This window comes from Butyrivibrio sp. X503 (genome assembly GCF_003625475.1).
GTDB lineage: Bacteria > Bacillota > Clostridia > Lachnospirales > Lachnospiraceae > Butyrivibrio.
Genome location: NZ_RAIQ01000001.1, coordinates 526,219 through 552,755, shown reverse-complemented (window position 1 = coordinate 552,755; position 26,537 = coordinate 526,219). Strand labels below are relative to the sequence as shown.

At 43.0% G+C, this 26,537-nt stretch carries 26 protein-coding genes; all 26 read left to right on the top strand.

The annotated features are described in order from the left end of the window. The first annotated feature begins 22 nt into the window (after positions 1 to 22). The 26 genes from D6853_RS02495 to D6853_RS02370 all read left to right on the top strand — a co-directional run bounded on the left by D6853_RS02495 (position 23) and on the right by D6853_RS02370 (position 26,535). The gene (locus D6853_RS02495) at positions 23 to 1,246 is read left to right on the top strand and encodes a murein hydrolase activator EnvC family protein (protein ID WP_120656217.1); all 1,224 of its coding nucleotides are present in this window, start codon (positions 23 to 25) and stop codon (positions 1,244 to 1,246) included. 24 nt (positions 1,247 to 1,270) lie between these two features. Beyond that, positions 1,271 to 2,572 carry a S41 family peptidase gene (locus D6853_RS02490; RefSeq protein WP_243108271.1) on the top strand — a complete coding sequence of 434 codons (1,302 nt, stop codon included), beginning with the start codon at positions 1,271 to 1,273 and terminating at the stop codon, positions 2,570 to 2,572. Positions 2,573 to 2,687: 115 nt separating this feature from the next. Then, entirely contained in the window at positions 2,688 to 3,413 is a 726-nt protein-coding gene (locus D6853_RS02485; RefSeq protein ID WP_120656216.1) for a PP2C family protein-serine/threonine phosphatase, read from the top strand. Between the two features lie 3 nt (positions 3,414 to 3,416). Continuing rightward, positions 3,417 to 4,397 carry a serine/threonine protein kinase gene (locus D6853_RS02480; protein WP_120656215.1) on the top strand — a complete coding sequence of 327 codons (981 nt, stop codon included), beginning with the start codon at positions 3,417 to 3,419 and terminating at the stop codon, positions 4,395 to 4,397. After that, complete coding sequence (locus D6853_RS02475) at positions 4,394 to 4,633, top strand: hypothetical protein (RefSeq protein WP_120656214.1); 240 nt, start codon at positions 4,394 to 4,396, stop codon at positions 4,631 to 4,633. Before D6853_RS02480 ends, D6853_RS02475 begins: the two co-directional genes overlap by 4 nt. Positions 4,634 to 4,714: 81 nt before the next feature. Next, positions 4,715 to 5,431: a CAP domain-containing protein gene (locus D6853_RS02470; RefSeq protein ID WP_207667203.1), complete on the top strand. Its 717-nt coding sequence runs from the start codon at positions 4,715 to 4,717 to the stop codon at positions 5,429 to 5,431. Positions 5,432 to 5,568: 137 nt separating this feature from the next. Further along, positions 5,569 to 7,560 (top strand): excinuclease ABC subunit UvrB, encoded by a 1,992-nt coding sequence (gene uvrB, locus D6853_RS02465; RefSeq protein WP_120656212.1) that lies wholly within the window; start codon positions 5,569 to 5,571, stop codon positions 7,558 to 7,560. Between the two features lie 65 nt (positions 7,561 to 7,625). Next, positions 7,626 to 10,502, top strand: a complete 2,877-nt coding sequence (uvrA, locus tag D6853_RS02460) for an excinuclease ABC subunit UvrA (RefSeq protein WP_120656291.1) — start codon at positions 7,626 to 7,628, stop codon at positions 10,500 to 10,502. A gap of 163 nt (positions 10,503 to 10,665) precedes the next feature. Then, a complete protein-coding gene (locus tag D6853_RS02455) occupies positions 10,666 to 11,658 on the top strand; it encodes a rod shape-determining protein (protein WP_092247449.1) in 993 nt (330 codons plus the stop codon). Between the two features lie 64 nt (positions 11,659 to 11,722). After that, positions 11,723 to 12,553: a flagellar hook-basal body protein gene (locus tag D6853_RS02450; protein WP_120656211.1), complete on the top strand. Its 831-nt coding sequence runs from the start codon at positions 11,723 to 11,725 to the stop codon at positions 12,551 to 12,553. Between the two features lie 109 nt (positions 12,554 to 12,662). Beyond that, positions 12,663 to 13,496 (top strand): flagellar hook-basal body protein, encoded by an 834-nt coding sequence (locus tag D6853_RS02445; RefSeq protein WP_120656210.1) that lies wholly within the window; start codon positions 12,663 to 12,665, stop codon positions 13,494 to 13,496. A 14-nt stretch (positions 13,497 to 13,510) separates the two neighbouring features. Then, on the top strand, positions 13,511 to 13,906 hold the full coding sequence (locus D6853_RS02440) for a hypothetical protein (protein ID WP_120656209.1): 396 nt from the start codon (positions 13,511 to 13,513) through the stop codon (positions 13,904 to 13,906). A 77-nt stretch (positions 13,907 to 13,983) separates the two neighbouring features. Continuing rightward, positions 13,984 to 16,242, top strand: a complete 2,259-nt coding sequence (gene recD2 / locus D6853_RS02435) for an SF1B family DNA helicase RecD2 (RefSeq protein WP_120656208.1) — start codon at positions 13,984 to 13,986, stop codon at positions 16,240 to 16,242. Then, a complete protein-coding gene (locus tag D6853_RS02430) occupies positions 16,226 to 16,993 on the top strand; it encodes a ComF family protein (protein ID WP_120656207.1) in 768 nt (255 codons plus the stop codon). The genes recD2 and D6853_RS02430 overlap by 17 nt, the downstream gene beginning before the upstream one ends. A gap of 20 nt (positions 16,994 to 17,013) precedes the next feature. After that, on the top strand, positions 17,014 to 17,421 hold the full coding sequence (locus tag D6853_RS02425) for a flagellar protein (protein ID WP_120656206.1): 408 nt from the start codon (positions 17,014 to 17,016) through the stop codon (positions 17,419 to 17,421). Positions 17,422 to 17,430: 9 nt separating this feature from the next. Further along, a complete protein-coding gene (locus tag D6853_RS02420; RefSeq protein ID WP_120656205.1) occupies positions 17,431 to 17,826 on the top strand; it encodes a hypothetical protein in 396 nt (131 codons plus the stop codon). A 1-nt stretch (position 17,827) separates the two neighbouring features. Next, the gene (locus D6853_RS02415) at positions 17,828 to 18,766 is read left to right on the top strand and encodes a hypothetical protein (RefSeq protein ID WP_120656204.1); all 939 of its coding nucleotides are present in this window, start codon (positions 17,828 to 17,830) and stop codon (positions 18,764 to 18,766) included. Positions 18,767 to 18,786: 20 nt separating this feature from the next. Further along, entirely contained in the window at positions 18,787 to 19,659 is an 873-nt protein-coding gene (gene cdaA / locus D6853_RS02410; RefSeq protein WP_199712990.1) for a diadenylate cyclase CdaA, read from the top strand. Beyond that, on the top strand, positions 19,656 to 20,948 hold the full coding sequence (locus D6853_RS02405; RefSeq protein ID WP_120656203.1) for a CdaR family protein: 1,293 nt from the start codon (positions 19,656 to 19,658) through the stop codon (positions 20,946 to 20,948). Before cdaA ends, D6853_RS02405 begins: the two co-directional genes overlap by 4 nt. Positions 20,949 to 20,962: 14 nt before the next feature. Beyond that, a complete protein-coding gene (gene glmM, locus D6853_RS02400; protein WP_120656202.1) occupies positions 20,963 to 22,312 on the top strand; it encodes a phosphoglucosamine mutase in 1,350 nt (449 codons plus the stop codon). Position 22,313: 1 nt separating this feature from the next. Continuing rightward, entirely contained in the window at positions 22,314 to 22,577 is a 264-nt protein-coding gene (locus D6853_RS02395) for an HPr family phosphocarrier protein (RefSeq protein WP_120656201.1), read from the top strand. Positions 22,578 to 22,609: 32 nt separating this feature from the next. Beyond that, positions 22,610 to 23,548, top strand: a complete 939-nt coding sequence (gene rfbD / locus D6853_RS02390) for a dTDP-4-dehydrorhamnose reductase (protein WP_256372385.1) — start codon at positions 22,610 to 22,612, stop codon at positions 23,546 to 23,548. 26 nt (positions 23,549 to 23,574) lie between these two features. After that, entirely contained in the window at positions 23,575 to 24,030 is a 456-nt protein-coding gene (locus D6853_RS02385; RefSeq protein ID WP_092247410.1) for a divergent PAP2 family protein, read from the top strand. Between the two features lie 26 nt (positions 24,031 to 24,056). Next, the gene (locus tag D6853_RS02380; RefSeq protein WP_120656199.1) at positions 24,057 to 25,532 is read left to right on the top strand and encodes an LIC_10190 family membrane protein; all 1,476 of its coding nucleotides are present in this window, start codon (positions 24,057 to 24,059) and stop codon (positions 25,530 to 25,532) included. After that, positions 25,523 to 25,861, top strand: a complete 339-nt coding sequence (locus D6853_RS02375; RefSeq protein ID WP_120656198.1) for a hypothetical protein — start codon at positions 25,523 to 25,525, stop codon at positions 25,859 to 25,861. The genes D6853_RS02380 and D6853_RS02375 overlap by 10 nt, the downstream gene beginning before the upstream one ends. Positions 25,862 to 25,869: 8 nt before the next feature. After that, positions 25,870 to 26,535, top strand: a complete 666-nt coding sequence (locus D6853_RS02370) for an HAD family hydrolase (RefSeq protein ID WP_120656197.1) — start codon at positions 25,870 to 25,872, stop codon at positions 26,533 to 26,535. Positions 26,536 to 26,537 lie beyond the last annotated feature (2 nt).

The window sequence follows — 26,537 nt, the reverse complement described above, 5'->3', positions numbered from 1 at the left end:
ATAATTAAAAGGATATTTTGTTTTGATCAGATCAATTTGCAGCACAAGGAAAAGCTTGTTTAATGTGTTGTCGTGTCTGGCTCTTGCGGCGCTGGTGTTTTTTAGCAGCACTTTATCCATAAATGCCGAAGTTACTGAAGAGAGCATTAAGGCAAAAGAGAACCAGATATCGGAAGCCAAAAAGGAAAGAGACAACTTAAGCAATGCAAAAAGTAACCTTGAAAAGATAAAAAAAGATCTGGAAGCAAGTAAGTCTAATCTTGATAAATATATCACCGAGCTTGATGCCTCAATCTCTGATATACAAGGAAAGATTGACGAGCTGACTACCAAGATTGATGACAAGGTTGCTCAAATTGAAAAGACAACGGCTGAGCTTGAAGAAGCGGAACGCATTCAAGAAGAGCAGTATGAAGCCATGAAGAAGCGTATCAAGTTCATGTATGAGCGTGGTAATGCGGTATACATGGAACTTTTTATGGAGTCCGGAAGTTTCGGAGATATGCTCAACAAGGCTGAGTATATTGAGATGCTCTCAAGCTATGACAGAAAGAAGCTTGATGAATATATTGCAACAACAGAACTGATACAGCTTACCAAGGAAGCTTTGGAAGAAGAGAAGGCTACGCTCGATGCTACCAAAAAGAGCAAAGAGCAGGAAGAAGCCAATATGCAGGCTCTTATGGATCAGAAGAGCGCCGAACTTAGTACCGTTAAGGCGGATATCAGTGATAAGCAGGCTGCCATAGCGGAGTACGAGGCAGAGATCAAGGCAGAGAATGCAACCATTGCAGCTCTTGAGAAAGAAGTTGCTGCGGATAAAGAGGCTCTTAACAGCAAATATAAATACGACGGCGGAATGTTTACATTCCCGTGTCCGAGTTACACCAGAGTATCCGATAATTTCGGTATGCGTATGCATCCAACGCTTGGAGTTGAAAAGATGCATAACGGTGTGGATTTTGCGGCGCCTACGGGATCGGCTATACTGGCTGCATATAACGGAACGGTGGTTGCGGCTGATTACAATGCTACCATGGGTAATTATGTTATGATCAATCATGGTAACGGATTATACACTGTTTACATGCATTGTTCGGCAGTGTATGCTTCAAAGGGACAGGATGTTACAGCGGGAACTAAGATTGCCGCAGTTGGTTCAACCGGAAGGTCAACAGGACCACATCTGCATTTTGGTGTGCGACTTAACGGTGCGTATGTGAGCCCCTGGAATTATCTCAAATAATTCACGGGAGCAGGGAGTAAAAAAGTGGATTTTAACAATAACATGACAGAAGAGACTAAGACAGAAGATGTAAGTACAGCAGCGGCTGCAAACGAAGAAATAATCAGAAACAAGGAAAATGAAAAAAAGCTTAGAAGAAGATTTGTAAGCGGAGTACTCATAGGCGCGATGTGCATGGCTTTTGTTTGTGCAGCATTAGGAATAGTATTAAACTTGGGTCCTATCGGAGTTGACACCGGATCCGAGGTAATGAGCACTGAGACCGCCATCAAGATAAGGAAGCTTGAATCACTTATAGATTCCTGCTACTACAAGACTGAAGTAGACAAGGAAAAGGAGCGTGACGGGCTTTATAAGGGACTGCTTTCTTCTTTGGATGACCCATATTCCGTGTACTATTCACAAGAAGATCTTAAGGTGTTTGAAAATGACACCGAGGGAATATATTTTGGCATAGGTGCGTACGTTTCTATGGACAACACCATAAACATGCCACGTATCAGTAAGGTTATGCCCGGAACTCCTGCCGAAGAAGCGGGAATTCAGGCCGATGACATTATTACAGAGGTCAACAAGGAGAGTGTTCAGGGACTTACCACAGAGGAAGTTGTTTCCAAGATAAAAGGTGAAGAAGGCACGACAGTGCATCTGACCCTTGAAAGAGAAAGCCAAAAGGAGACGGTGGAAGTCGATGTATATCGTAAAAAGATTGAAGTTCCGACTGTAGAAGCAAAGAAATTGGATGACGGAATCGGATATATTCAGATAACGGAGTTTGATGATGTCACATACAATCAGTTTGTGGAAAGAATGGCGGAGCTTAAGTCAGATGAACTGAACGGCCTTATAATCGACCTTAGAAGTAACCCCGGAGGAAATCTTAAAATTGTTTGCGATATTGCGGATCAGATAATTGCAAAGGGCAATACGATCGTATATACCGTGGACAGAGACGGCAATAGAGTTGATTATACATGTGAGAATGACGCCAAGCTTGATATACCGATCGTTGTCCTTACAAACGGATACTCGGCAAGTGCTTCGGAGATATTGGCCGGTGCACTCAAGGATTACGGACTTGCCAAACTCGTCGGAACAACAACCTTTGGTAAAGGAATTGTTCAGAGCGTTTACGATCTCAATGACGGAACTGCCGTGAAGCTTACAGTCAGCAGTTACTACACACCAAACGGAAACAACATTCACGGTATCGGAATTGAACCTGATGTTGAGATAGAATTTGACGCCGAAGCGTATGCTGAGGACAAATCGGACAATCAGCTCGATAAGGCTGTAGAGGTTATGAAAGACCTTCTTGACAAATAATTGAATTAAGAGTACTATACAAAACTGTGCCGATCATCGGCACAGTTTTCTTTTTTTATCTCGCCCATATCGGGCGGTATTCCACATTGTATTTTTTTATTTTGAAAGGTTAGTTATGAAAGTAAAAGCATGTATTTACACTGATGCGGGTATTGCTCGTAAAGTGAACCAAGACTCTGTTTTGGTAAAGGTCGCCAAGACCAAAAATTTGGGAAGGATCTCTTTTGTTGCCGTCTGTGATGGTCTCGGAGGTCTTTCAAAGGGAGAGGTTGCAAGCTGTAAAGTGATCAGAGCGCTTGAGAACTGGTTCCATGAAGAACTCTGCCTTATGCAGGATCTGGAAGGAGAAAGATTGTTTGAGGTTATTGAACAGTCCTGGAGAAGGCTAATCGCAAGAGTTAACGGTGAGATAAGAAGATATGGTAAACACAGAAGAATAAAGCTTGGTACGACACTTACCGCTCTTTTGCAGATTGGAAGTAAATATATCCTCATGAACGTCGGCGATTCCAGAATATATATTGCGGGAAAAGATGATGTGAAACAGCTTACAAAGGATCAGAGCTTTGCACAGAACGTTCTTTTGCAATGTATCGGAACGTCCGGGACACCTGAGCCGGAAATTGAAAGAGGCAGTTTTGAAGAGAATTCGACGGTACTTGCCTGCAGCGACGGTTTCTGGAAGACAATGGACAACAATGAGGTTTTCAAAATGTTGTGTCCGCAGATGTGCGTGACTTCGGAAGATATGCTTGATTCCTGCAAGAAACTTGCACAAAAGGCTTATTCGAGGCACGAAGAAGACAATGTTTCAATTGCTGCTCTCTGTATGGAGTTTTGATCTATGGATGAGAGAGTTTTATTAAGATATAAGAGAATAAAAAGGCTTGGAAGCGGAGGTTGCGGAGACGCATTTCTTGCAAAAGACAGGGCGAGCGGAAAGCTTGTTACACTCAAGATCTTAAAAGCCACCGATGAAAAGAAGTATAAGAAAGCAGCAGAGAGCCTGCGAAATGAAGCCGATATCTTAAAAGCACTTGATCATAAAGGAATACCTCGGCTTATAGACAGCGGAGAAGGATATATTGCGACGGAGTATATTCCCGGGAAGAGTCTTTTTACTATTCTTAGTGAAACCGGAAGACTCAAGGAAAAAGAGGCGGTCAGGATAGGGGCTGAGCTTATTGATATTCTTGATTATATTCACGGCTTAAAAGAGCCTGTTATTTACAGGGATCTGAAGCCCTCGAATATTATAATCGGTACCGTAAAGAGCGTGACGCTTATTGATTACGGTGTTGCCAGAATATATAAAGAAGGTGAGACTGCCGACAGTACATATCTTGGAACATGCGGATTTGCAGCGCCTGAGCAATACGGTCACCTTGGACAAACAGACCCCAAGACGGACATCTACTGTTTTGGAATGACTCTTTTGCAGATGCTGTCAAAGATCGATCCCAAAGATGATCTGGCAGTTTCCAGAGTAAAAGAAATTGGAGTCAGAGGTGTGTCGCCCGAGCTTATGTCGATAATCGATAAATGTATCAAGCCGGACAGAGAGGACAGATTTAAAAGCTGCGAGGAGATAAAAATTGCGCTTAAAAAATATCCTAAAGCTGTGGCGCTTAGAAAAGCGTTTCTGGGAATAAAAGCGTGCATTGCGGCGGCTTGTTTATCCGCGGTTATCTCGATCGGAATATCATATTACAGACCTGCAAGTGAGTACGTTCAAGAGGATGCACAAAAGAGGCTGCCGGCAGTTAAGGAAAGACTTGGAATTGCCAGAAGCAGGATTGAGAAATACATAGAGGAGTTTAGATGATTATTTTTATATATACGTTTGTTGTTATTTTTATAGCGCTTTTACTTATTCTGGGCGTTGGAAGTATTCTTATCGGAGACGGCGAAGAACCATGTGAAATTGTGGAGGGAGAGGCTACGGCAGCCATGTGTACGACAAGGCTTCTGGATATCTGCAGTCCCGAGGACAGAATAAGCGTGGATGACTTCGTTATCGAGCAGGATATGGTCTATACTTATGATTCTTTTAATCTTTAAAAATTGAATATTTAAGTAAAAAAGTGTCAAAAAAGTGTGAAAAAGGTTTTTTTATATTTTATTTCAAGTATAATGGACCCTATGTTGAAAAAAGAGCAGAAAATATTACTAATCAAAAAGGCAGCAATTAAGGGATTTTCAACTGTTGCTATAGCTTTAATGCTGATGTGTGCTAAGTCTGTTGACGCACATGCGGCAGGAATTCAGACAGAATCTAAATTTGATTATCGGTATTACGCTGATACATATCCGGATCTGAAAGCGGCGTTCGGATATGATGAGAAGGCGCTTAGAAATCACTATAACACTTGCGGTAAAAAAGAAGGCAGAAAGTGTTGTCCGGACGATACCGCAGCGGTTCAAGGAGCGGTCAGAACCAAAGAAGTGGGAAACGTTGTTGCGGATAAGAATGTACTTGATATGCTTGCACAGCTCAACGCGTATCGTGCAGCAAACGGATTGCCTGCACTTGAGCTTAGCCAGAAATGCGTTGATGTTGCCGGCATAAGAGCCAAGGAGTGCGCGGCATCTTTTTCACACAACAGACCGAACGGCAGTGACTTTTCGGCTGCCTACAGTGATCTTGGATATGCTACGCAAGGTGTCGGCGAAAATATAGGTATGATCTGGTCCGATGCAGGTGACCCGAGTTCAAAGATTTCCGCTTCAATGGGATTGTTCAAGGGAAGCTCCGGCCATAACGAAAATATGCTGGGAGCTAACTGGAAGTATGTTGGCTTCGGATATTATATTCAGGGTGATTCGATTTATTTTGTCCAGGAGTTTGCTGAAAAATAAAGCGCGAACATACGTTCAGATTTTTATAGACAGTTATCATACGGAATGGTATACTACGAGTGGTATACCGTTCTTTTTTATTTGCGGATAATATTTGCCAAAGATGTGCTTGGCGCACATGAAATGAGGTTGCAATAATGGATTTTAAGATTCATTCAGAGTATAAACCGACGGGCGATCAGCCCCGCGCTATAAAAGAGCTTGTTGATGGCTTCAAAGAAGGTAACCAGTTCCAGACACTTTTGGGTGTTACCGGATCGGGTAAGACATTTACGATGGCTAATGTCATAGCCGCTTTGAATAAGCCTACCCTTATCATTTCCCACAATAAAACTTTAGCAGGACAGCTTTATGGCGAGATGAAGGAATTTTTTCCCGAAAACGCCGTTGAGTATTTTGTATCCTACTATGATTACTATCAGCCGGAGGCGTATGTTCCTCAGACGGATACTTATATTGCCAAAGATTCTTCCATAAATGATGAGATAGATAAGCTGAGACTTTCGGCTACGGCTTCTCTTTCGGAGAGAAAGGATGTTATTGTTGTCGCAAGCGTTTCGTGTATCTATGGCCTCGGAAGTCCCGATGAATTTAAGGGGATGTCGATCTCGCTGCGTCCGGGAATGCAGAAGGACAGAGACGAGACTATCAAAGAGCTTGTGGCTATTCAGTACAACAGAAACGATATGGAGCTCGGAAGATGTAATTTTAGAGTGAGGGGAGATACGATCGAGATTTTTCCCGCCAACGCCGATGACTATCTTATCAGAGTTGAGTTCTTCGGAGATGAGATAGACAGGATTACGGAGATCGAGCCGGTGACTGCCAAGGTTAGAAGTGAATTAAGCCATGTCATGATATATCCCGCGTCGCACTATGTTGTTCCGCAGGAGAAGATCAATGCGGCTTGTGACAATATTGAGAAAGAGCTTGAGGAGCAGATCAAGTTCTTTAAGGGTGAGGATAGGCTTATTGAAGCTCAGAGGATATCCGAGAGAACCAATTTTGATGTCGAGATGCTCAGAGAAACGGGCTTTTGTTCCGGAATAGAGAATTATTCAAGACATCTTAATTTTATGAAACCGGGAGAGCCTCCGCTTACTCTTTTGGATTTCTTTGACAGAGATTTCCTCATCATAATTGATGAGTCGCATATGACGATTCCACAGATCGGAGCGATGTATCACGGTGACAGGAGCAGGAAACTGACTCTTGTTGATTACGGCTTCAGACTGCCTTCGGCTCTTGATAACAGACCGCTTAATTTTGAGGAATTTGAATCGCATATCGATCAGATGCTATTCTGTTCGGCAACTCCCGGTAAGTATGAGGAGGAGCATGAGCTTCTTAGGACCGAGCAGGTTATAAGACCTACAGGACTTCTCGATCCCGAGATTTCGGTTCGCCCTGTAGAGGGACAGATTGATGATCTTATCGGTGAGATAAGAACCGAGATAGATAAAAAGAATAAGGTGCTTGTCACCACGCTTACCAAGAGAATGGCTGAGGACCTCACGGAATATCTTGCAGAATCCGGTATAAGGGTCAAGTATCTCCATTCGGATATAGATACGCTTGAAAGGGCAGAGATCATCAGAGATATGCGACTTGATGTGTTTGATGTTCTTGTAGGTATCAATCTTCTCAGAGAAGGTCTTGATATTCCGGAGATATCTCTGGTTGCTATCATTGACGCCGATAAGGAAGGTTTCCTTCGTTCGGAGACTTCTCTTATTCAGACGATAGGTCGTGCCGCGAGAAACGCAGAGGGACGTGTTATCATGTACGCCGATAACATGACCGATTCCATGAAGAAGGCCATTGATGAAACAAGAAGACGTAGAGCTCTTCAGGAGCAATACAATAAGGAGCACGGCATAACGCCTCAGACTATCAAGAAGGCTGTAAGAGATCTTATCGCTGTGACCAAGGCTATCGCCAAGGAAGAAGTCAGATTCGAGAAAGATCCCGAATCGATGGATAAGAACGAGCTTGAGAAGCTTATAGCCCAGATAGAGAAGAAGATGAAACGTGCAGCTACGGAACTTGATTTCGAGACCGCAGCGACGCTTCGTGATGAGATGATAAATCTAAAGAAAATATACAACGACCTCACAGAGGGCAAATGAATCATTGGCTACCTGAAATATGATAAAGTGCCAAGATCGGAGAATATATGTCTGAGAACAACAGAATGACCAAAAAGAATACAACGACCAAGAGGATCCTTCCCTCTGATATACATGACTACATTAGGGTTAGAGGAGCTGACGAACATAATCTTAAGCATGTAAGTGTTAAGATTCCCAGAGAGACTCTTACGGTATTTACGGGACTTTCGGGATCGGGTAAGTCATCTCTTGCTTTTGATACCATCTTTGCCGAGGGACAAAGAAGATATATGGAATCTCTTTCTTCTTACGCAAGAATGTTTTTGGGACAGATGGATAAGCCCAATGTTGAGAGGATAGAGGGACTTTCTCCGACTATTTCTATAGATCAGAAATCTACCAACAAGAATCCCAGATCAACAGTGGGTACGGTCACCGAGATATATGATCATTTCAGGCTTCTTTATGCCAGGATCGGAATCCCGCATTGCCCTAACTGCGGACGAGAAATAAGAAGACAGACCGTGGATGAGATGTGCGATCATATTCTTGCATTGGGTGAGGGAACAAAGATACAGATTCTTGCTCCCGTTGTAAGAGGCAAGAAGGGTGAGCATGCCAAGACGCTCGACAGAGCGATTCGTGCCGGATATGTAAGAGCGAGAATTGACGGAAGTCAGTATGATCTTACCGATGAAGAGATCAAGCTTGATAAGAATATCAAGCACAACATAGAGATAATAGTCGACAGAATTGTCGTTCATGAGGACAGTGACAGCCTTAGGAGCAGGCTTACAGATTCTGTCGAGAGTGCACTTGGTCTTGCCGATGGCCTTCTTACGGTTGATGTCCTTGGCGGAAAAGAGCTGAGCTTTAGCCAGAATTTTGCCTGCCCCGATTGCGGTATCAGCATAGCGGAGATCGAACCCAGAAGCTTTTCTTTCAACAACCCATTCGGTGCCTGCCCTGACTGTGCGGGTCTCGGATACAAGATGGAATTCGATGAAGACCTCATGATACCCGATAAGTCGCTTTCACTTAATGACGGATGTATCGTGGTAATGGGCTGGCAGTCCTCCAACAAAGAGGGCAGCTTTTCAAATGCTACGCTAAAGGCGCTTGCCAAGGCTTATAAGTTCAGCCTTGACACACCATACCAAGATCTTCCCGAGAAAGTAAGACACATGCTCATATACGGAGCAGATAAAACTGTTAATGTGCATTATAAAGGTTCAAGAGGAGAAGGGGATTATCCCATTCTTTTTGACGGACTTATCAAAAACGTTGAGCAGAGATACAGAGAGACTTTTTCAGAGACAGCCAAAGCAGAGTATGAGGAGTTTATGAGAATAACTCCTTGTACCACATGTCACGGTCAGAGGCTTAAGAAAGAAGCACTCGCCGTAACTATAGACGGGAAAAATATTTATGAGATTACTTCAATGTCTATCGACGAGCTTCAGAAGTATCTTGAAAATATGCAGCTTTCCGAGCATCAGCTTATGGTCGGAGGACAGATATTAAAAGAGATCAAGGCCAGGGTAGGATTCCTTGTCGATGTCGGACTGGATTATCTTTCTCTTTCCAGAGCAACTGGAACACTTTCGGGTGGTGAGGCGCAGAGAATCAGACTTGCGACTCAGATCGGATCGGGACTTTGCGGAGTGTGCTATATCCTTGATGAGCCAAGTATCGGACTTCACCAGAGAGATAATGATAAACTGCTTAATACTCTTAAGAATCTTAGAGACCTTGGCAATACTCTTATAGTTGTCGAGCATGACGAAGATACGATGAGAGCCGCCGATTATATTGTCGATGTCGGACCGGGCGCGGGCTCAAGAGGTGGTAAGATCGTTGCTGTAGGAACTGCGGAAGAGATCATGCAGGTCAAAGAGTCCATTACAGGTCAGTATCTTTCGGGAAAACTTAAAATAGAAGTACCGAAGGAGAGAAGACAGCCGAAGGGCTGGCTGAAAGTAAAAGGCGCAAAAGAAAACAATCTTAAGAACGTAGATATAGATGTTCCGCTCGGAGTAATGACCATAGTTACGGGAGTATCCGGATCCGGAAAGAGCTCTTTTGTCAATGAGATCCTTTATAAGCATCTTGCCAGAGATCTTAACAGGGCAAGATGTATTCCCGGTAAGCACGACTCCATAGAGGGAATAGAGCAGGTCGATAAGGTGATCGCGATAGATCAGTCACCGATCGGAAGAACGCCAAGGTCCAATCCTGCGACATATACAGGCGTGTTCGATATGATAAGGGATCTTTTTGCCGGAACACCCGATGCCAAGGCCAAGGGCTACAAGAAGGGCCGATTCTCCTTCAATGTTAAAGGAGGAAGATGCGAAGCCTGCGGCGGAGACGGAATCATAAAGATTGAGATGCATTTCCTTCCCGACGTTTATGTTCCCTGTGAGGTCTGCGGTGGAAAGAGATATAACCACGAGACTTTGGAGGTAAGATACAAGGGCAAGAATATTTATGACGTACTCAATATGACGGTTGAGGAAGCACTTACCTTCTTTGAGAATGTAAAGACAATAAAGCGTAAGATACAGACTCTTTATGATGTTGGACTTGGATATGTTAAACTTGGACAGCCCAGCACGGAATTATCGGGTGGTGAAGCTCAGAGAATAAAACTTGCGACCGAGCTAAGTAAAGTCAGCACCGGAAAGACGGTATATATTCTTGATGAGCCGACGACCGGACTTCATTTTGCCGATGTTCAAAAACTTGTAAAGATTATGCATGAGCTTGTTGAACAAGGAAACACGGTTGTTGTTATCGAGCATAATCTCGATGTTATAAAAACAGGAGATTATATTATCGATATGGGACCCGAAGGAGGATCAAAGGGAGGCACCGTTGTTGTGTGCGGAACACCGGAGGAAGTTGCTAAATGTAAGAAGTCTTACACAGGCGCTTATATCAAGAAAATGCTGAAGTAAAGACATGTTGAAAACGTGCCGATAATATATAAAAGTACATAGCCCCTTTTAAAACTGGCTGTTTTGGTTTATAATGGCAATGAAATTATAATCACTATATTAATATCCGCATTTATGCGCTGAAATAAATGCTATACAGTTTTTGAAAGGGGATTCTAGGATTATGCAGTATGCAGATATAGGAATTGATTTGGGAACAGCGTCTGTTCTTGTGTATATAAGAGGAAAGGGAGTTGTTCTTAAAGAGCCATCAGTTGTGGCTTACGACAGAGACACCGAGGAGATCAAGGCAATCGGTGAGGATGCGAGACTTATGCTTGGACGTACACCCGGCAATATCGTTGCGGTAAGACCGCTTCGTCAGGGAGTTATTTCTAACTATAAGATAACTGAGCAGATGATGAGATACTTCATCAAGAAAGCTATAGGAAAGAGAATTCACAGAAAGCCTTTTATTGCGGTTTGTGTTCCCAGTGGAGCAACAGAAGTTGAGAAGAAGGCTGTTGAGGATGCTACAAGACTTTGCGGAGCAAGAGATGTTAAGACCATCGAGGAGCCTATCGCGGCTGCCATCGGTGCCGGAATCGACATCACTAAGCCCTGCGGTAATATGATCGTAGATATCGGTGGTGGTACTTCGGATATTGCGGTTATCTCACTTGGCGGAACAGTTGTCAGCACTTCCGTTAAAGTCGCAGGAGATGACTTCGACGAGGCAATCGTTCGTTACATGAGAAAGAAGCACAATCTTCTTATCGGTGACAGAACAGCCGAGGATATAAAGATCAAGATCGGTTCTGCTTATCCGAGAGCTGAGGACGATTATATGGATGTACGAGGAAGAAACCTTGTAACAGGTCTTCCCAAGACTGTAAGAGTATCTTCAGAGGAGACTGAGGAAGCGCTCAGAGAGCCTACATCTCAGATTATCGAGGCTATTCACAGCGTACTTGAGAACACTCCTCCGGAGCTTGCTGCGGATATCGCGGACAGAGGAATTGTACTTACAGGAGGCGGAGCACTTCTTCGCGGACTTGAGGAACTTATATATTCCAAGACAGGAATCAATACAATGACAGCAGAGGATCCCATGACAGCGGTTGCTATCGGAACCGGTCGTTATGTGGAATTCATCGTTGGCTATCGTCAGGATTAAAAACTACAGCGCCGTTCATGGATTGAATGGATAGTAAGACCAGGACGGTATGAGGTGAAATTGTATGGTAAAAGGTCTATACACAGCTTACACTGGAATGATCAATGAACAGCACAGAATGGATGTGCTCACCAACAATCTTGCTAATGCCAATACCAACGGATACAAAAAGGAAGGCGCAACTGCACAGTCTTTCAGTGATCAGCTTGCGCTCAAAATCAAAGATTATACTGATGCCCCGTTCACAGCCCGTGGACTGGGCATTATTAATCCGGGTGTTAAGATTGGCGAAGGCTATGTTGATTGGTCGGAAGGACCGATGAAGGAGACAAACAACAAGTTTGATCTTGCTATCGGCGGATACGGATTCTTTGGAATCGAATATACAAATAAGGCCGTGAACATCGAAAGAGATGTTCCCAGTCAAACAGATATAATGTACACAAGAGACGGTAACTTCACACTTACCTCAGAAGGTGCCCTTGTTACACAGGATGGCGACTTTGTTCTTTCGCAGGACGGAGGACATATAGAGATCGATCCTAATCTTCCCGTAGAGATCAATACATTGGGAGATGTTATTCAGGACGGAGATGTAGTTGCCAGAATAGGTCTTTTCGATTTTGAAAAGACTATACATCCCGATGGAAGGATTGCTTATAACAATCTGGAGCATTACGGCGAGAATATGTTTATTCCGATAGAAGGCACTGCTCCCGTTGAGGCAAACGGCCAGATTTATGCGGGATTTTTGGAGCAGTCCAATGTATCTGTAGTTGATGAGATGGTCAACATGATCGCGGTACAGAGAAATTACGATACAAACCAGAGAGTTATCACTACAATAGATGATACACTCGATATTGCGGCTAACCAGCTTGGCAGAATGGGATAAAATTTTATAAAAATTTTATAATTTAAAACGCGGTTTTTGCCGATATTATATCAGAGAGATGAAAATTACCAGTCACGGAGGACGGTAACTTGATTATCGGAGGTGACACATGGTTAGAAGTTTATGGTCAGCAGCTACAGGAATGAACGCCCAGCAGACTAATGTAGATACAATTTCCAACAACTTGGCTAATGTTAATACAGTAGGCTATAAGGCACAGGGAGCACAGTTTAAGTCCCTTTTATATCAGGAGCTGCAAACTGTAACTACGACAGCCAACGGTGCGCCTAAGCCAACCAATTCACAGGTTGGACTTGGTGTTCGTACTTCAACAATAAATCAGTTCTTTTCACAGGGTTCTTTCCAGAACAGTGACAACCCGGCGGCTCTTGCCATAAGCGGAGACGGTTTCTTTGCTTACATGGCAGCAGATGGAGAGACAGTGCAGTATACCAGAAACGGTAACTTCACATGGGCACTTCAGGAGACGGGCGGTAATGTTCTTGAGCTTACAACAGCAGAAGGAAACCCTGTTCTTGATGCGAATTTAAATCCTATTCTGGTAGAGAGCAACGCGGTTGCAAGCCGTATTACCATCGGCGGTGACGGAAAGATATATTATCCCGATGAGGACGGTGTTCCTCAGCAGGTAGGCGATGCTCAGATCGGGCTTTGGCAGTTCAGAAACAGAGAGGGACTTGAGAGAGTCGGAAGCGCAGCATGGCAGGAGACTGCAGCAAGCGGCGAGGCTATTTCGGAGCTCGAAGGCGATGCAGAGATGAAGAGAAGTGAGATCGTTCAGGGATATCTTGAAGGTTCAAACGTTAATGTTGCAACCGAGATGGTTAATCTTATCGTTGCACAGAGAGCATATGAGATGAACTCAACAGCAATCCAGACAACTGACGAGATGATGCAGACAGCTAACGGCCTTAAGAGATAAGATGAGGAATAGATATGGCAGGATTTGATGTAAAGGGGCTTAATGCCACTGCTATAACCGAATATGCAATGCAGGAAAGCAAGAACGCTTCCGCATCGATGCTTCAGGACAAGATTTCATCAACATCCAAGGAATCAACAGATGAAGAGCTCTGGGCAGCATGTAAAGGGTTTGAAGCATATTTTCTTGAGCAGATGTATAAAGAGATGCAGAAATCTGTAGATGCACTTAAACCTGATACTCAGGACAGATCCACAAACACTTTGGTCAATTTCTTTAAGGATCAAACTCTTCAGGATATATGTGCCGATTCTGTAGATTCTCAGAGTAATGGCTTTGCAAAGATGCTTTATGAGAATCTTAAGCGCAATTATGACATACCTGATGCCTCTGAAAAAAAGGATGAATAAAGAAGAAAAATCAGACGCTCAATTCTTAAGAAAACTTAAGAATTGAGCGCTTTTTATTGTGCTATACTATATTCACTATGGAAAACGAAACAATAAAAGGTTATGTAGAACATTTTATATATAAGAACGAGGAAAACGGCTACGCTGTACTCAATCTTGTCACAGAGGATGATGAACTTACCTGCACCGGTAATTTTAAGGATGTCGATATCGGCGATACCCTTGAGATAACCGGTACTTTTGTCGATCATCCTGTCTATGGACATCAGCTGAAATCAGAACATTACAAAATCTCTATTCCGGATGACGCCGTATCTATGCAAAGATATCTTGGATCGGGCGCTATCAGAGGAATCGGAGAGGCTCTGGCGGCAAGGATAGTCAAGAAGTTCGGAAACGATACGTTTAGGATCATAGAAGATGAACCCGAAAGACTTGCGGAAGTAAAGGGAATAAGCGAAAAAAAGGCAATAGACATAGCGATGCAGATGGCCGAGAAGAGGGAAATGCGCGATGCTATGATATTCCTTCAGCAGTACGGTATAAGCAACGCCATGTCTGTAAAGATCTATAACAGATACGGTACCGGAATATACGGAATATTAAAGGAAAACCCTTATAGACTCGCAGATGACATAAGCGGAATCGGCTTTAAGATCGCTGATGAGATAGCAGGCAAAGTGGGAATACGAGTGGATTCGGAATATCGCATCAGAAGCGGTATTCTTTATACTCTGTTGCAGTCTTCAATGGATGGAAATACTTATCTTCCGAGGAAGGAATTGATCGATAAGACAGAGCTGCTTCTTAGAAACGGTCCGGAGGATTATATAGACACAGACTCGATAATGACGCAGATCGATAATCTCATAATGGATAAAAAGCTTGTTTGCAAAAATGGAGAAAATATCTATGCTTCGGGATATTACTACGAAGAGCAGGCATGTGCGGTTATGCTTCATGAACTCAATATTTCCGAGAGGATCACGACTGCGGAGGAAGAAGCGTACAAAAAGAGAATTCTTGATATAGAGAAGAGAAAAGGCATTGAACTTGATGAATTGCAAAGAGAGGCTGTTCTTAAGAGCATATCCAACGGGATTGTAATAATAACCGGGGGTCCCGGAACGGGTAAGACGACCACGATCAATACGATAATCAATTACTACGCGAGTGAAGGCCTTGATATAATGCTTGCCGCGCCTACCGGAAGGGCGGCCAAGAGAATGACGGAAGCTACGGGATATGAGGCGAGGACCATACACAGACTGCTGGAGGTTACCGGGCAGGTTGAAGAGGATGACAGACAATCAGGAGTCAGATTTGAGAAAAACTCGGATAATCCACTTGAGGCGGATGCGATCATCATAGACGAAATGTCGATGGTAGATACACACCTTTTCACGGCATTATTAAAGGCTCTCGTACCCGGTGTTCATCTGATACTTGTAGGTGACAGCTCGCAGCTTCCAAGCGTCGGACCGGGGCAGATACTCGGAGATCTGATAAACAGCGGTGAGTTTCCGACAATCTATCTTAAGAAGATCTTCAGACAGGCAGAAGAGAGCGATATAGTAATGAATGCCCACAGGATACACAATGGAGAGAAGCCTGTTCTGAATAATAAGAGTAAGGATTTCTTTTTCCTGGAAAGAAGTGATGCCGATGTCATATATAAGCATATGATACAGCTTATCAGAGACAAACTTCCCGGTTATGTTGATGCGGGACCTCTTGATATACAGGTTCTTACACCTATGAAAAAAGGTCCATTGGGAGCGATACAGCTCAATCAGGTGCTTCAGAAGTACTTAAATCCACCCGAGTCTTCCAAAAAAGAGCATGCTTACGGCGACCAGCTCATAAGGGAAGGCGACAAGGTGATGCAGATAAGGAACAACTATCAGGCACAATGGGAAGTGATAGGCAAATACAACATTCCGATAGATTCGGGAATGGGTGTTTTTAACGGCGATATGGGAATAGTAAAAGAGATAAATGAATATTCCCAGGATGTAGTAGTGGAATTTGATGAGAACAGAAGAGTCAGGTATCCTTTTTCGGAGCTTGATGAGATAGAGCTGTCCTATGCCATAACGATCCATAAATCTCAAGGAAGTGAATATCCGGCAGTCATAATGCCTATATTGGGCGGGCCGAGGATGCTTCTTAACCGCAATCTTTTGTATACGGCGGTTACAAGAGCGAAGAGCACGGTATGTATATTGGGAAGCAGCGCTACGCTTATGAACATGGTTGATAATGAGCAGCAGCTAAAGCGATATACGGGACTTGCGGATAGAATAAAAGAAGTATTTGATGTTGACAGAGAATAAAGAATATAAAGAAACAAAGAGCATCGTATTCGATATCTTTTTTCCAAGAAGATGCCCTGTGTGCGACGATATAGTCCCTCCTTTTATATATTCAAAAGGGAAAATTGCGAGAGGGGGCTTTGTTCATGCAGATTGTGCGAAAAAACCAAGACCAGTGAAGGGTGCACTGTGTATGAAATGCGGTAAGCCGCTTGCAAAGGCGGAAAAAGAAGAGGAGTACTGCGCGGATTGCAGGAAAAGAAGCTATTATTTTGACAGAGGCTTTTCGCTGTTCGAGTATAGGAGCATTTCCGGATCGATCTACAGGTTCAAATACGCCGGAAGACGCGAATATGCGGACTACTACGCACAAGTAACCGAAAAAAGACTGGGGAAAAAACTGAAAAGTCTTGGAATCCAGGCAATTATCCCGGTTCCGATGTATGAAAAGAAGAAAAACGACAGGGGATATAACCAGGCGGAAGTGTATGCCGAGAGATTGTCAAAGAGATTTGGCATACCCACTTACGTTAATGTGATAAAAAGAGTCAAAAATACAGTGCCCATGAAGGGTTTGGACGCCGGAGCACGGCGCAATAATTTGAAAAAGGCTTTTAATATAGTACGAAATGATGTAAAATTTAAGTGCATACTTATTATCGATGACATCTACACAACAGGAAGTACCGTTGATGAGATCGCCCATGAGTTTCGTATGACAGGGACGGACAGGATATATGTTCTGACACTTGCCATAGGGCAGACTACTTAACAAAATTGGAGGTCATGTTTATGAACTTACGGAATTGTTCAAGATGCGGTAAGATGTTTAATTACATCGGTGGTCAGACAATCTGCGAACCTTGCAAAAAGGCTATAGAAGAGGATTTCCAGAAGGTTAAGCAGTATATTGCGGATAATCCGCGTGCAAGTTTGAAACAGATAGCAGAAGATAATGAAGTATCATCCAAGCAAATCCAGCAGTGGATCCGCGAGGAGAGACTGATGTTTGCTGAAGGCTCACCGATTCAGCTTCAATGTGAAAGCTGCGGAGAGTCAATACTAACAGGAAGATTTTGTGCCAAATGTAAGGCAAAGATGGCAAATAACCTTAACAACACATTTGCCAAGCCTAAGCCTGTACTCGAACAGCCCATTAAAAAGGACAATAAGGCCGGAATGCGCTTCCTGGATACTTAAGGAGCAAGAATGTTAAATGAAGAAAAAGTCATCTTGATGACAAGGATGGCTGCGTTCATAGACCGCGAAGGTAAAAAGAACGATGCGATCAATTCATATTTCAAGAGTGATTATATCGGACTAAATGTCATTAAATCCGTAATAAGCGCCACAATCGTCTTTGTCATATTCGTCGGAACCTATGTGCTGTATGACTTTGAGAAAGTCTTGGCAGATGTTTACAATACGGATAATTTATTGAATACCGGCAGGAGGCTGTTGATTTACTACCTCCTGCTTGTTGGCGTGTATTCTCTTATATCTTACGTCGTCTATTCATATCGCTATTCCAAGATGCGTAAGAGTATGAAGGGGTATTACGGGGATTTAAAGAGACTGGCCAGAATGTACGAAAAGGAAAGGTGACATGACAGCATTACTAGAAATCAAACAATATATCAGAAAATTTTATATCAAAAACGAAGTTTACATCACATATTTTTGGAAGTTTTTATTAGCGCTCATTTCTATAGCGGTTATAAACAGTAAGCTAGGCTTTATGAGCAGCCTTAACAATATTGCCATTGTTCTTATGGCATCATTGCTTTGTGCTATTCTTCCCGCCAATTTCATAGTGGTGGTATCGGCTCTGTTCATATTGGGACATTTGTACTCGCTTTCGGCAGAGTGTGCACTTATTGCATTTGTGGTATTTGCTCTGATGTTTCTTTTGTATTTTAGATTTTCACCAAAAGACACATTGGCAGTTTTACTTACTCCACTGCTTTTCTTCCTGCATATTCCGTATGTGGTTCCGATCGCGGCAGGTCTTATAGGTACGCCTGTATCCATAGTTTCGGTTTCATTCGGACTTGTAATATCATTTATGATCTCGTATTTTTCGTCGAATACAGTGGGAACGGGAGCTGAAAACGTAGAAGCGGCAGCAACGGAGTTCAAGACAATGATCTCCGGAATGCTTGGAAACAAGGCTATGCTGGTAATGATCGTAGCATTTGCAATCACCATTGCGGTTGTTTACGTTATTCGCAGATCTTCAATGGATAATTGCTGGAAGATCGCCATTACAACAGGAGCAATCGTTCTTGCGATAGTGACTATTATCGGTTCGGTTGCAACAAAGGCGGATATTTCCATTCCCGGAGTCATATTGGGAACGATAGTCTCAGCAATCCTTACACTTGCAATAGAGTTTTTCTCCTTTAATCTGGATTATTCAAGAACAGAGAAAGTTCAGTTTGAGGATGATGATTATTATTACTATGTAAAGGCTGTGCCCAAGGTTACTCTCACAGCGCCCGACAGAAGGGTAAAAAAGATTAATCGCGCGAAAGGACAGCGCTAACTATATCCTAAGGAAGCAGTATGAAACAGATTGATTTTTGGTCTCTCTTTGATGTCAACAGAACAAATCTGCATATGCCGACCCCAAGATTCCCTGATATTCTGGAAATTATAATTATCGCATTTCTGGTTTATCATATTTTGGTGTGGGCAAAAAACACCAGACTCTGGTCGCTTCTAAAAGGAATTGTAGTTATCATAGTTTTTATTCTTATTGCAACACTGATGGAAATGTCGACTATCTTGTGGATAGTGGAGAGAGTATTCAGTATTGCGATCATTGCGATGGTTGTTATTTTGCAACCTGAGCTCCGTAAGGCTCTTGAAGAGCTTGGACGAAAGAATTTCTTCTCCAATTTCTTGTCGCTTGGTAATTCCAGATTTTCGGGAAGGTTTTCCGACAATACCTTAAATGAGATTGTCAAGGCAAGTGTGGAGATGGCCAAGGTTCGTACCGGAGCGCTTATTGTTATTGAGCAGAATCACCCGCTCACTGAGTTTGAGAGAACCGGAATTGATGTTGATGCTTTGGTTTCGAGCCAGCTTCTTATCAATATCTTTGAGCATAACACACCGCTCCATGACGGTGCGGTTATCATAAGAGGCGACAGGATCACTGCAGCTACGTGCTATCTTCCGCTTTCGGACAATATGGGAATAGGAAAGGAACTTGGAACAAGACATCGTGCGGGCGTCGGCGTTTCCGAAGTGACAGATTCACTTACCATAATTGTATCCGAGGAGACAGGTAAGATAAGCGTGGCATACGGAGGAGAGCTTGAAAGAGCACTCGACAGTGACAGGCTTCGCGAGAGACTTAGAATCCTGCAGGACAAGCATGAGGAGGAAGCACCTATTAAGTACTTCGCCAGAAAGGCCAAGGTGAAAAAATGAAGAAATTAACGGCTAACTGGGTGCTTAAGCTGGTGTCGCTTTTGTTTGCTTTTATTGTTTGGTTTTTGGTAACCAACATAAATGACCCTGTGATTTCAAAAACTTATTATAATATACAGGTTTCTATAAATGGGTTTGACCAGATAGAGAAGAAGGGACAGATTCCCATTATTCTCGATGAATCCGATGTGGTAAGCTCGGTCAAGGTCTCTGCGCCCCGTTCGGTTATAGATAACCTGAGTAAAGAGAATATTATTGCGACGGCTGATGTACAGGATATATCGAGCCTTAATACACTTAGCATTAATTTTTCTTCAAGTAAGTCTAACGATAAGATTCAGAATTTTTCTCCGAGCTCTGACGTCGTTAAACTTAACATCGAGAAGAAAGAGACCAGGACACTGGAGATTAAAGCATCGACTTTGGGAGAAGATGAACTGACAGGCGGCGATATTGTCGGCCCCGTTAATCTGGACCAGAATATGGTCAGAGTCAGCGGTCCTGAGTCTGTAATAAAAAATATTAAAAAAGCGGCTGTGGAGGTCGATGTCAGATCGGGACTTCCTGAGGTTAATACCAATGCCGATATAGTTCTTTATGATAATAATGATGAGGTGATAGACCCGAGCTCATCGCATGTAGAGATGAATATCAAATCGGTCGGAATTCATGCCACAATTTACAGTACCAAGGCAGTTTCGATCAAATATCCTCCGATATCAGGGAAACCGGCGGAAGGATATATGAGAACGGGAGAGATCACAAGTAACCCTCAAAAGGTTCTTATTGCAGCCAAGAAAGATGTTTTAAAGAATATAGATTCTATCACTGTAGAAGCTGACGACCTTGACATTACGGGACTCAGAGACAATCTTTCGCATACATACGATCTTGAAGAGTATCTGCCTGAAGGAGTGATATTCGGAAATCCGGAATTTAGCGGCAAGGCTACCGTAATTGTCCATATCGGTGCGATAGCTGAGAAGACGGTAGATGTCAGCATCAAGAATATTACGGTCGGAGAAACTCCGGAAGGATTTGATGTAGAGATCAATGACAAAGAATACGAAACTGTATCTTTGACACTTGAAGGACTTGAGAGTAAAATCAATACGCTGAATCCGGAAACAATAACCGGAACGGTTGATATAAACAAGGTATTGAAGAACAATAACCTTACTGAACCGGCTGAAGGAATGTACAGTGCAGAAGTTGAATGGACACTCCCTGACGGAGTGGAGGCCAAGGCGCCGGTCAGTGTTTATATTTCAGTTAAAAATGCAGAATAAAGAGGTTTTTTATCATGGGTAGATTATTTGGAACAGATGGTGTAAGAGGAGTAGCCAACGACGAGCTCACTCCGCTTCTTGCGATGCAGCTTGGACAGGCAGGCGCATATGTGTTATCCAAGGAGGTTAATCACAGACCCACTATCATGGTCGGATGCGACACCAGACTTTCAGGTGATATGCTTGCGAGCGCACTTATGGCAGGTGCCTGCTCGGTAGGTGCGGATGTAGTTAATGTAGGTATTATTCCTACTCCCGCAGTTGCATATCTTACCAGAAAATACAGAGTTGATGCAGGCGTAGTTATTTCCGCATCACATAATCCTATGGAATTTAACGGAATCAAGTTCTTTGACGGAAACGGATATAAGCTTCCCGATGAGCTTGAGGATGAGATCGAGGCACTTATAAAGAACAATATGGAAGGCGTTAAGATGCCAACCGGTGCCGGAATCGGTAAGATCAAGAACAGAAGTGACGCAAAAGAGGAATATATAAACCACAACTTAAGAGCCGTAGATATCAATCTTGATGGAATGAAGGTTGTAATGGATTGTGCGGAAGGTGCATCATATTACACTTCTGTAGAAGCAATCAAGCAGCTCGGAGCTGAGGTTATCGTAATACATAATAATCCGGACGGAACCAATATCAACGCTAACTGTGGTTCCACTCATATGGAAGAGCTTATGGGAAGAGTTGTTACTGAGAAGGCGGACATCGGACTTGCCTTCGACGGGGACGCCGACAGATTCCTTGCCGTTGATGAGAACGGTAAGCTTGTGGACGGCGATGAGATCATGGCTATTATTGGAAAGTTTATGAAAGAAAAGGGTAAGCTTTCCAAAGATACAATAGTAGCAACAATTATGAGTAACCTGGGATTCTTTAAGATGGCGGAGAGAGAAGGAATTCGTGTCGATAAGACCAAGGTAGGAGACAGATACGTTCTCGAGCACATGAAAGAAATCGGTGCCAACCTTGGTGGCGAACAGTCAGGACACATTATCTTCTTGGACGACAACACAACCGGAGACGGTTTATTGTCTGCTCTTCATCTTCTGGAAGTTATGGTTGCAACAAAGAAGCCTCTTTCAGAACTTGCAAAAGTAATGGAAGTAATGCCACAGGCGCTTGTAAATGCGCATGTTCCGAATCACAAGAAGGAAGCTTATATGGAGTATCCTGAAATTGCGGGGGCAATTGAAGAACTCGAGAAGCACTTTGCCGGTGACGGAAGAGTACTTATAAGACCTTCGGGAACGGAACCCCTTGTCAGAGTAATGATCGAGGGTAAAGATCAGGCAGAAATCGATAGAGAGGCTAATAAGCTTGCTAAGCTTATTGAGGAGGTCATGCTGTAATATGGTTAGTCGAAAGGTGGTTATTACAAATCCTACCGGCTTGCACCTGCGTCCTGCAGGCAACCTTTGTAAGGTGGCTATGAATTTTAAATCACATATTACGTTCAGCTACGGGGATAATACAGCAAATGCCAAGAGCGTACTCAGTGTTCTCGGCGCGTGTATCAAATGTGGGGATGAGCTTGAATTTAAGTGCGAAGGTCCTGACGAGGAAGAAGCCATGAGTGCCATGGTTGAAGCTATTGAGACAGGGCTTGGCGAATAATTGCCATATGTGATAAACTTAGGCAGGTATAAATCAGCGAGGATTTATGCGGACGGCAGCGATGCCGTCCACTTTTGAATTTTAAAGGTGGAAAAATGGAAAAAATTATTATTACAGGTTGTAACGGACAGCTCGGAAGAGCAATCAATATCGAACTTGGAAATAACGACAAGTATGAGCTTATTAATACCGATGTTTTTGAGGGCGAGGGCATCACACCGCTTGATATAACCAATGTGGATGCTTGCCTTGAACTGGCAAGAAAAGTTAAGCCCGCGGCTATCATTAACTGCGCTGCATATACTGCTGTAGATAAGCAGGAGAGCGATATAGATCTTTCATATAAGATCAATGCGATAGGCCCGAGAAATCTTTCAATCGCCGCAACCGAAGTAGGAGCTAAACTTGTTCATGTTTCGACAGATTATGTTTTTGCGGGAAACGGCGACAAGCCCTATATCGAGTTTGATAAGACGGGACCTGTAAGTGTATATGGAAAGACCAAGCTTGCCGGAGAAGAGTTCGTAAAAGAGTTTGCGAAGAACTTCTTTATAGTAAGAACAGCTTGGTTATATGGCGATGGCAAGAACTTCGTAAAGACTATGCTTAATCTTTCCGAAAAGTATGAAGAGGTAAGTGTGGTAAAGGATCAGCTCGGAACACCTACAAGTGCTACGGAGCTTGCAAAGGCAATCTGCTATCTTTTCCCTACGGATAATTACGGAACTTTCCACGGAACATGTGAAGGATCAACCAACTGGGCTGATTTTACGGAAGAGATATTCAGGATTGCAGGCAAAAAGACAAGAGTTAACCATGTGACAACCAAGGAATACCTTGAAAAGAATCCTCAGGCAGCACCAAGACCTGCATACAGTATTCTTGAGAACTATATGCTCAAGCTCACATCGGATTATATGTTTGCTGATTGGCATGATGCTATCGAGGAATACTTAAAGGGAATCCTTTGATCATCAGATCGGAATAGAGGTTTTAGATGTCTGTTTTTAATCAACTAATCGGCAATAAGATTCTTGTGTCTGCTTTTTGCGGATGGTTTGTTGCTCAGGTTTTAAAAACTATATTATATATCATAGTAAATAAGGAATTTAACCCCGAGAGACTTATGGGTGACGGCGGAATGCCAAGCTCACATTCGGCGACTGTAATGGCTGTGGTCACTACATCCTATGCTCTCTACGGTGCATCATCTTTTGAGTTTGCGATCGCCGGAGTACTTGCTCTTATCGTTATGCATGATGCGACCGGAGTAAGACGTGAGACCGGAATTCAGGCCAAGGTCATAAATAATATGATGGATTGGTTCCTTCAGCTTGACAGTGATATACCTGTTGAGGAGAAACTGAAAGAATTTGTAGGCCATACGCCTATGCAGGTTTTATTCGGAGCGATCATAGGTGTTATTGTCGGCGTGATTGTTTCTTCTATGTAACTAAAAGGTAAGAGGGGCGTTTTTCTATGTTGTTGGTCATATTGCTATGGACATATGTGACGATAACCACATACTTGATGGGATACTGCTTTATTCATGTGATTCTTTCCCGCGGAGAGAAGAAGCTTGCAGGTACCAATAAAGGAAAAACAAAAAAAGAGCAGCGTTACAGAATTAAGTCCCATAAAAATTACATAATCACAGGTGTTGTCCTTACGACTGTCTATGCGCAGATTTTCAGCCTGTTCTCCGGAATCGATCTTGCGGAGAATATTTTACTTGTTGCGATATGTGTTGTTATCGCGACTTATTACAGAGTTGAGCTGCGTGAAGATCTTGCTGATCTTACCAGACGATTAAAGAGTGAGGGCAATATTTTTTTATATGCCGCCGTATTTCTTATAATGGCTTATGCGACTTCTCACGGAATAATGCATTATGACAGCGATCTTTATCATGCGCAGTCGATAAGATGGATTGAAGAATTCGGGGTTGTGAAAGGGCTTGGAAATCTTCATGTAAGACTTGCTTATAACAGCTCTGCCTTTGCGCTGTCTGCACTTTACAGTATGGCGTTTCTCGGAGGACAATCGTACCATGTTATGGCCGGCTTCCTTGCACTTATCCTGGGATGGCAATGCCTTGATATCAAGCATATCATTGTCAGAAAACACTTTATCTTATCGGATTTTGCGAGGATAGCGGCAATCTATTATCTTTTTACGGTGCTTGATGAGATAGTTTCACCGGCATCGGATTATTTTCTGGCATCACTTGTTTTTTACATAATAATCAGTTGGCTGGATCTCAATGTGGTTCACGAAAAATCCTATGTTCCGTACATACATCTGGCTCTTCTTGGAGTTTTTGCCGTTACGATCAAGCTTGCCGCAGCGCCGCTGCTTCTTTTGTCACTGGTGCCGATCTATAAGCTTATGCGTAACAGAGACAGACATAAGATGAAAGTGCTTGGTGTATCCGTGCTTTTTGCACTTTTGATAGTTGCTCCGTTCCTTATAAGGAATGTACTGATATCGGGCTGGTTGGTGTATCCTGTTACATTCATTGATCTGTTTAATGTAAGCTGGAAGATTCCTAAGGGGCTTGCGCAGTATGATGCACTGGAGATAAAGACATTCGGACGTGGATTTAGCGATGTTGTAAAGTATGGAAATGCCCCGCTTTCTGTTTGGTTCCCTACTTGGTTTAAAGGTCTTTTGACGTTTGACAAGGGAATAATACTTCTCGATATTGTTTCAATTGTGATCTACCTCCTTATGGCAGGTCTTTTCCTCGGAACACATTTTGAGAAAAAAGCAACCAAAGAAAACAAGGTCTTTTCCATAAGCCACAGGACCATGCTTAATCAGATTGATTTTATGGCTATAGGCGGAACGATGATAATATGTCTTTTGTTCTGGTTTAACAGCGCACCGCTTATAAGATACGGAATCGATATGCACTTCTTACCGCAGCGATCATATGCGGAAGAGTGGTTATAATTATTTACAACAGAATTGACCGAGGCGTGGCGCTTACATGCTTTAAATGCGTTATTGCAATGTTTGCGCTGTGGTACATATATAAAGGCGCATTCCTGATCTTGGATGAGGAAAAGAGATATAATTCAAAGTGGCTTGTATATCAACAGGATTACGGGACATACGATGTCGATACCTTTGAAATAGACGGGACGACATTCTATTATCCCGTTTCGGGAGATCAGGTCGGTTACGCACCGTTCCCTTCGTCGGCAAAAGATATGACGGGGCAGATAGAGTTAATCGATGGCTCTGTCGAGAGCGGTTTTAAAAGCATAGAAAGTGAGTAGGAGAAAAAATGACAACTAGGGATTTTGACGCAGTAGTTTTTGACATGGACGGTGTTATTTTCGATTCGGAGAGAGCAATAATGGATTGCTGGAAAGAGCTTGCAAACAAGTACAATATCTCGAATGTGGAAGAGAATTTCTATAAATGTATAGGAGTAACCGTTGCTAAGACAAAAGAGATAATGCTTGAGGCATACGGAGAGGACTTTCCGTATGATGAATATGATGTTGAAGCAAATCAGATATTTCATGATAAATATTCCGGAGGCCGACTTCCGATGAAAGAAGGAATAAAAGAGATCCTGTCTTTCCTTAAGAACAGCGGCAAAAAGATCGCACTTGCTTCTTCGACGAGAAAAGCAAAGGTTGAAGCACAGCTACGCGATGCGAACATACTTGAATACTTTGATGTGCTTATCTGCGGAGATATGGTAAAAAGAAGTAAACCCGCTCCCGATATTTATCTTAAAGCCTGCGAAGAACTTGGAGTAGAGCCCGAGAGAGCATATGCCATCGAGGATTCCTACAACGGAATAAGATCGGCTAACGCCGGTAAGCTAAGACCTATCATGGTTCCCGATATTCTTCCCGCAGATGATGAGATGAAAGAAAAAGCGGAAAAAGTACTTGATAGTTTGATCGATGTTAAAGACTATCTTGCGGAAGCAATCTAAGC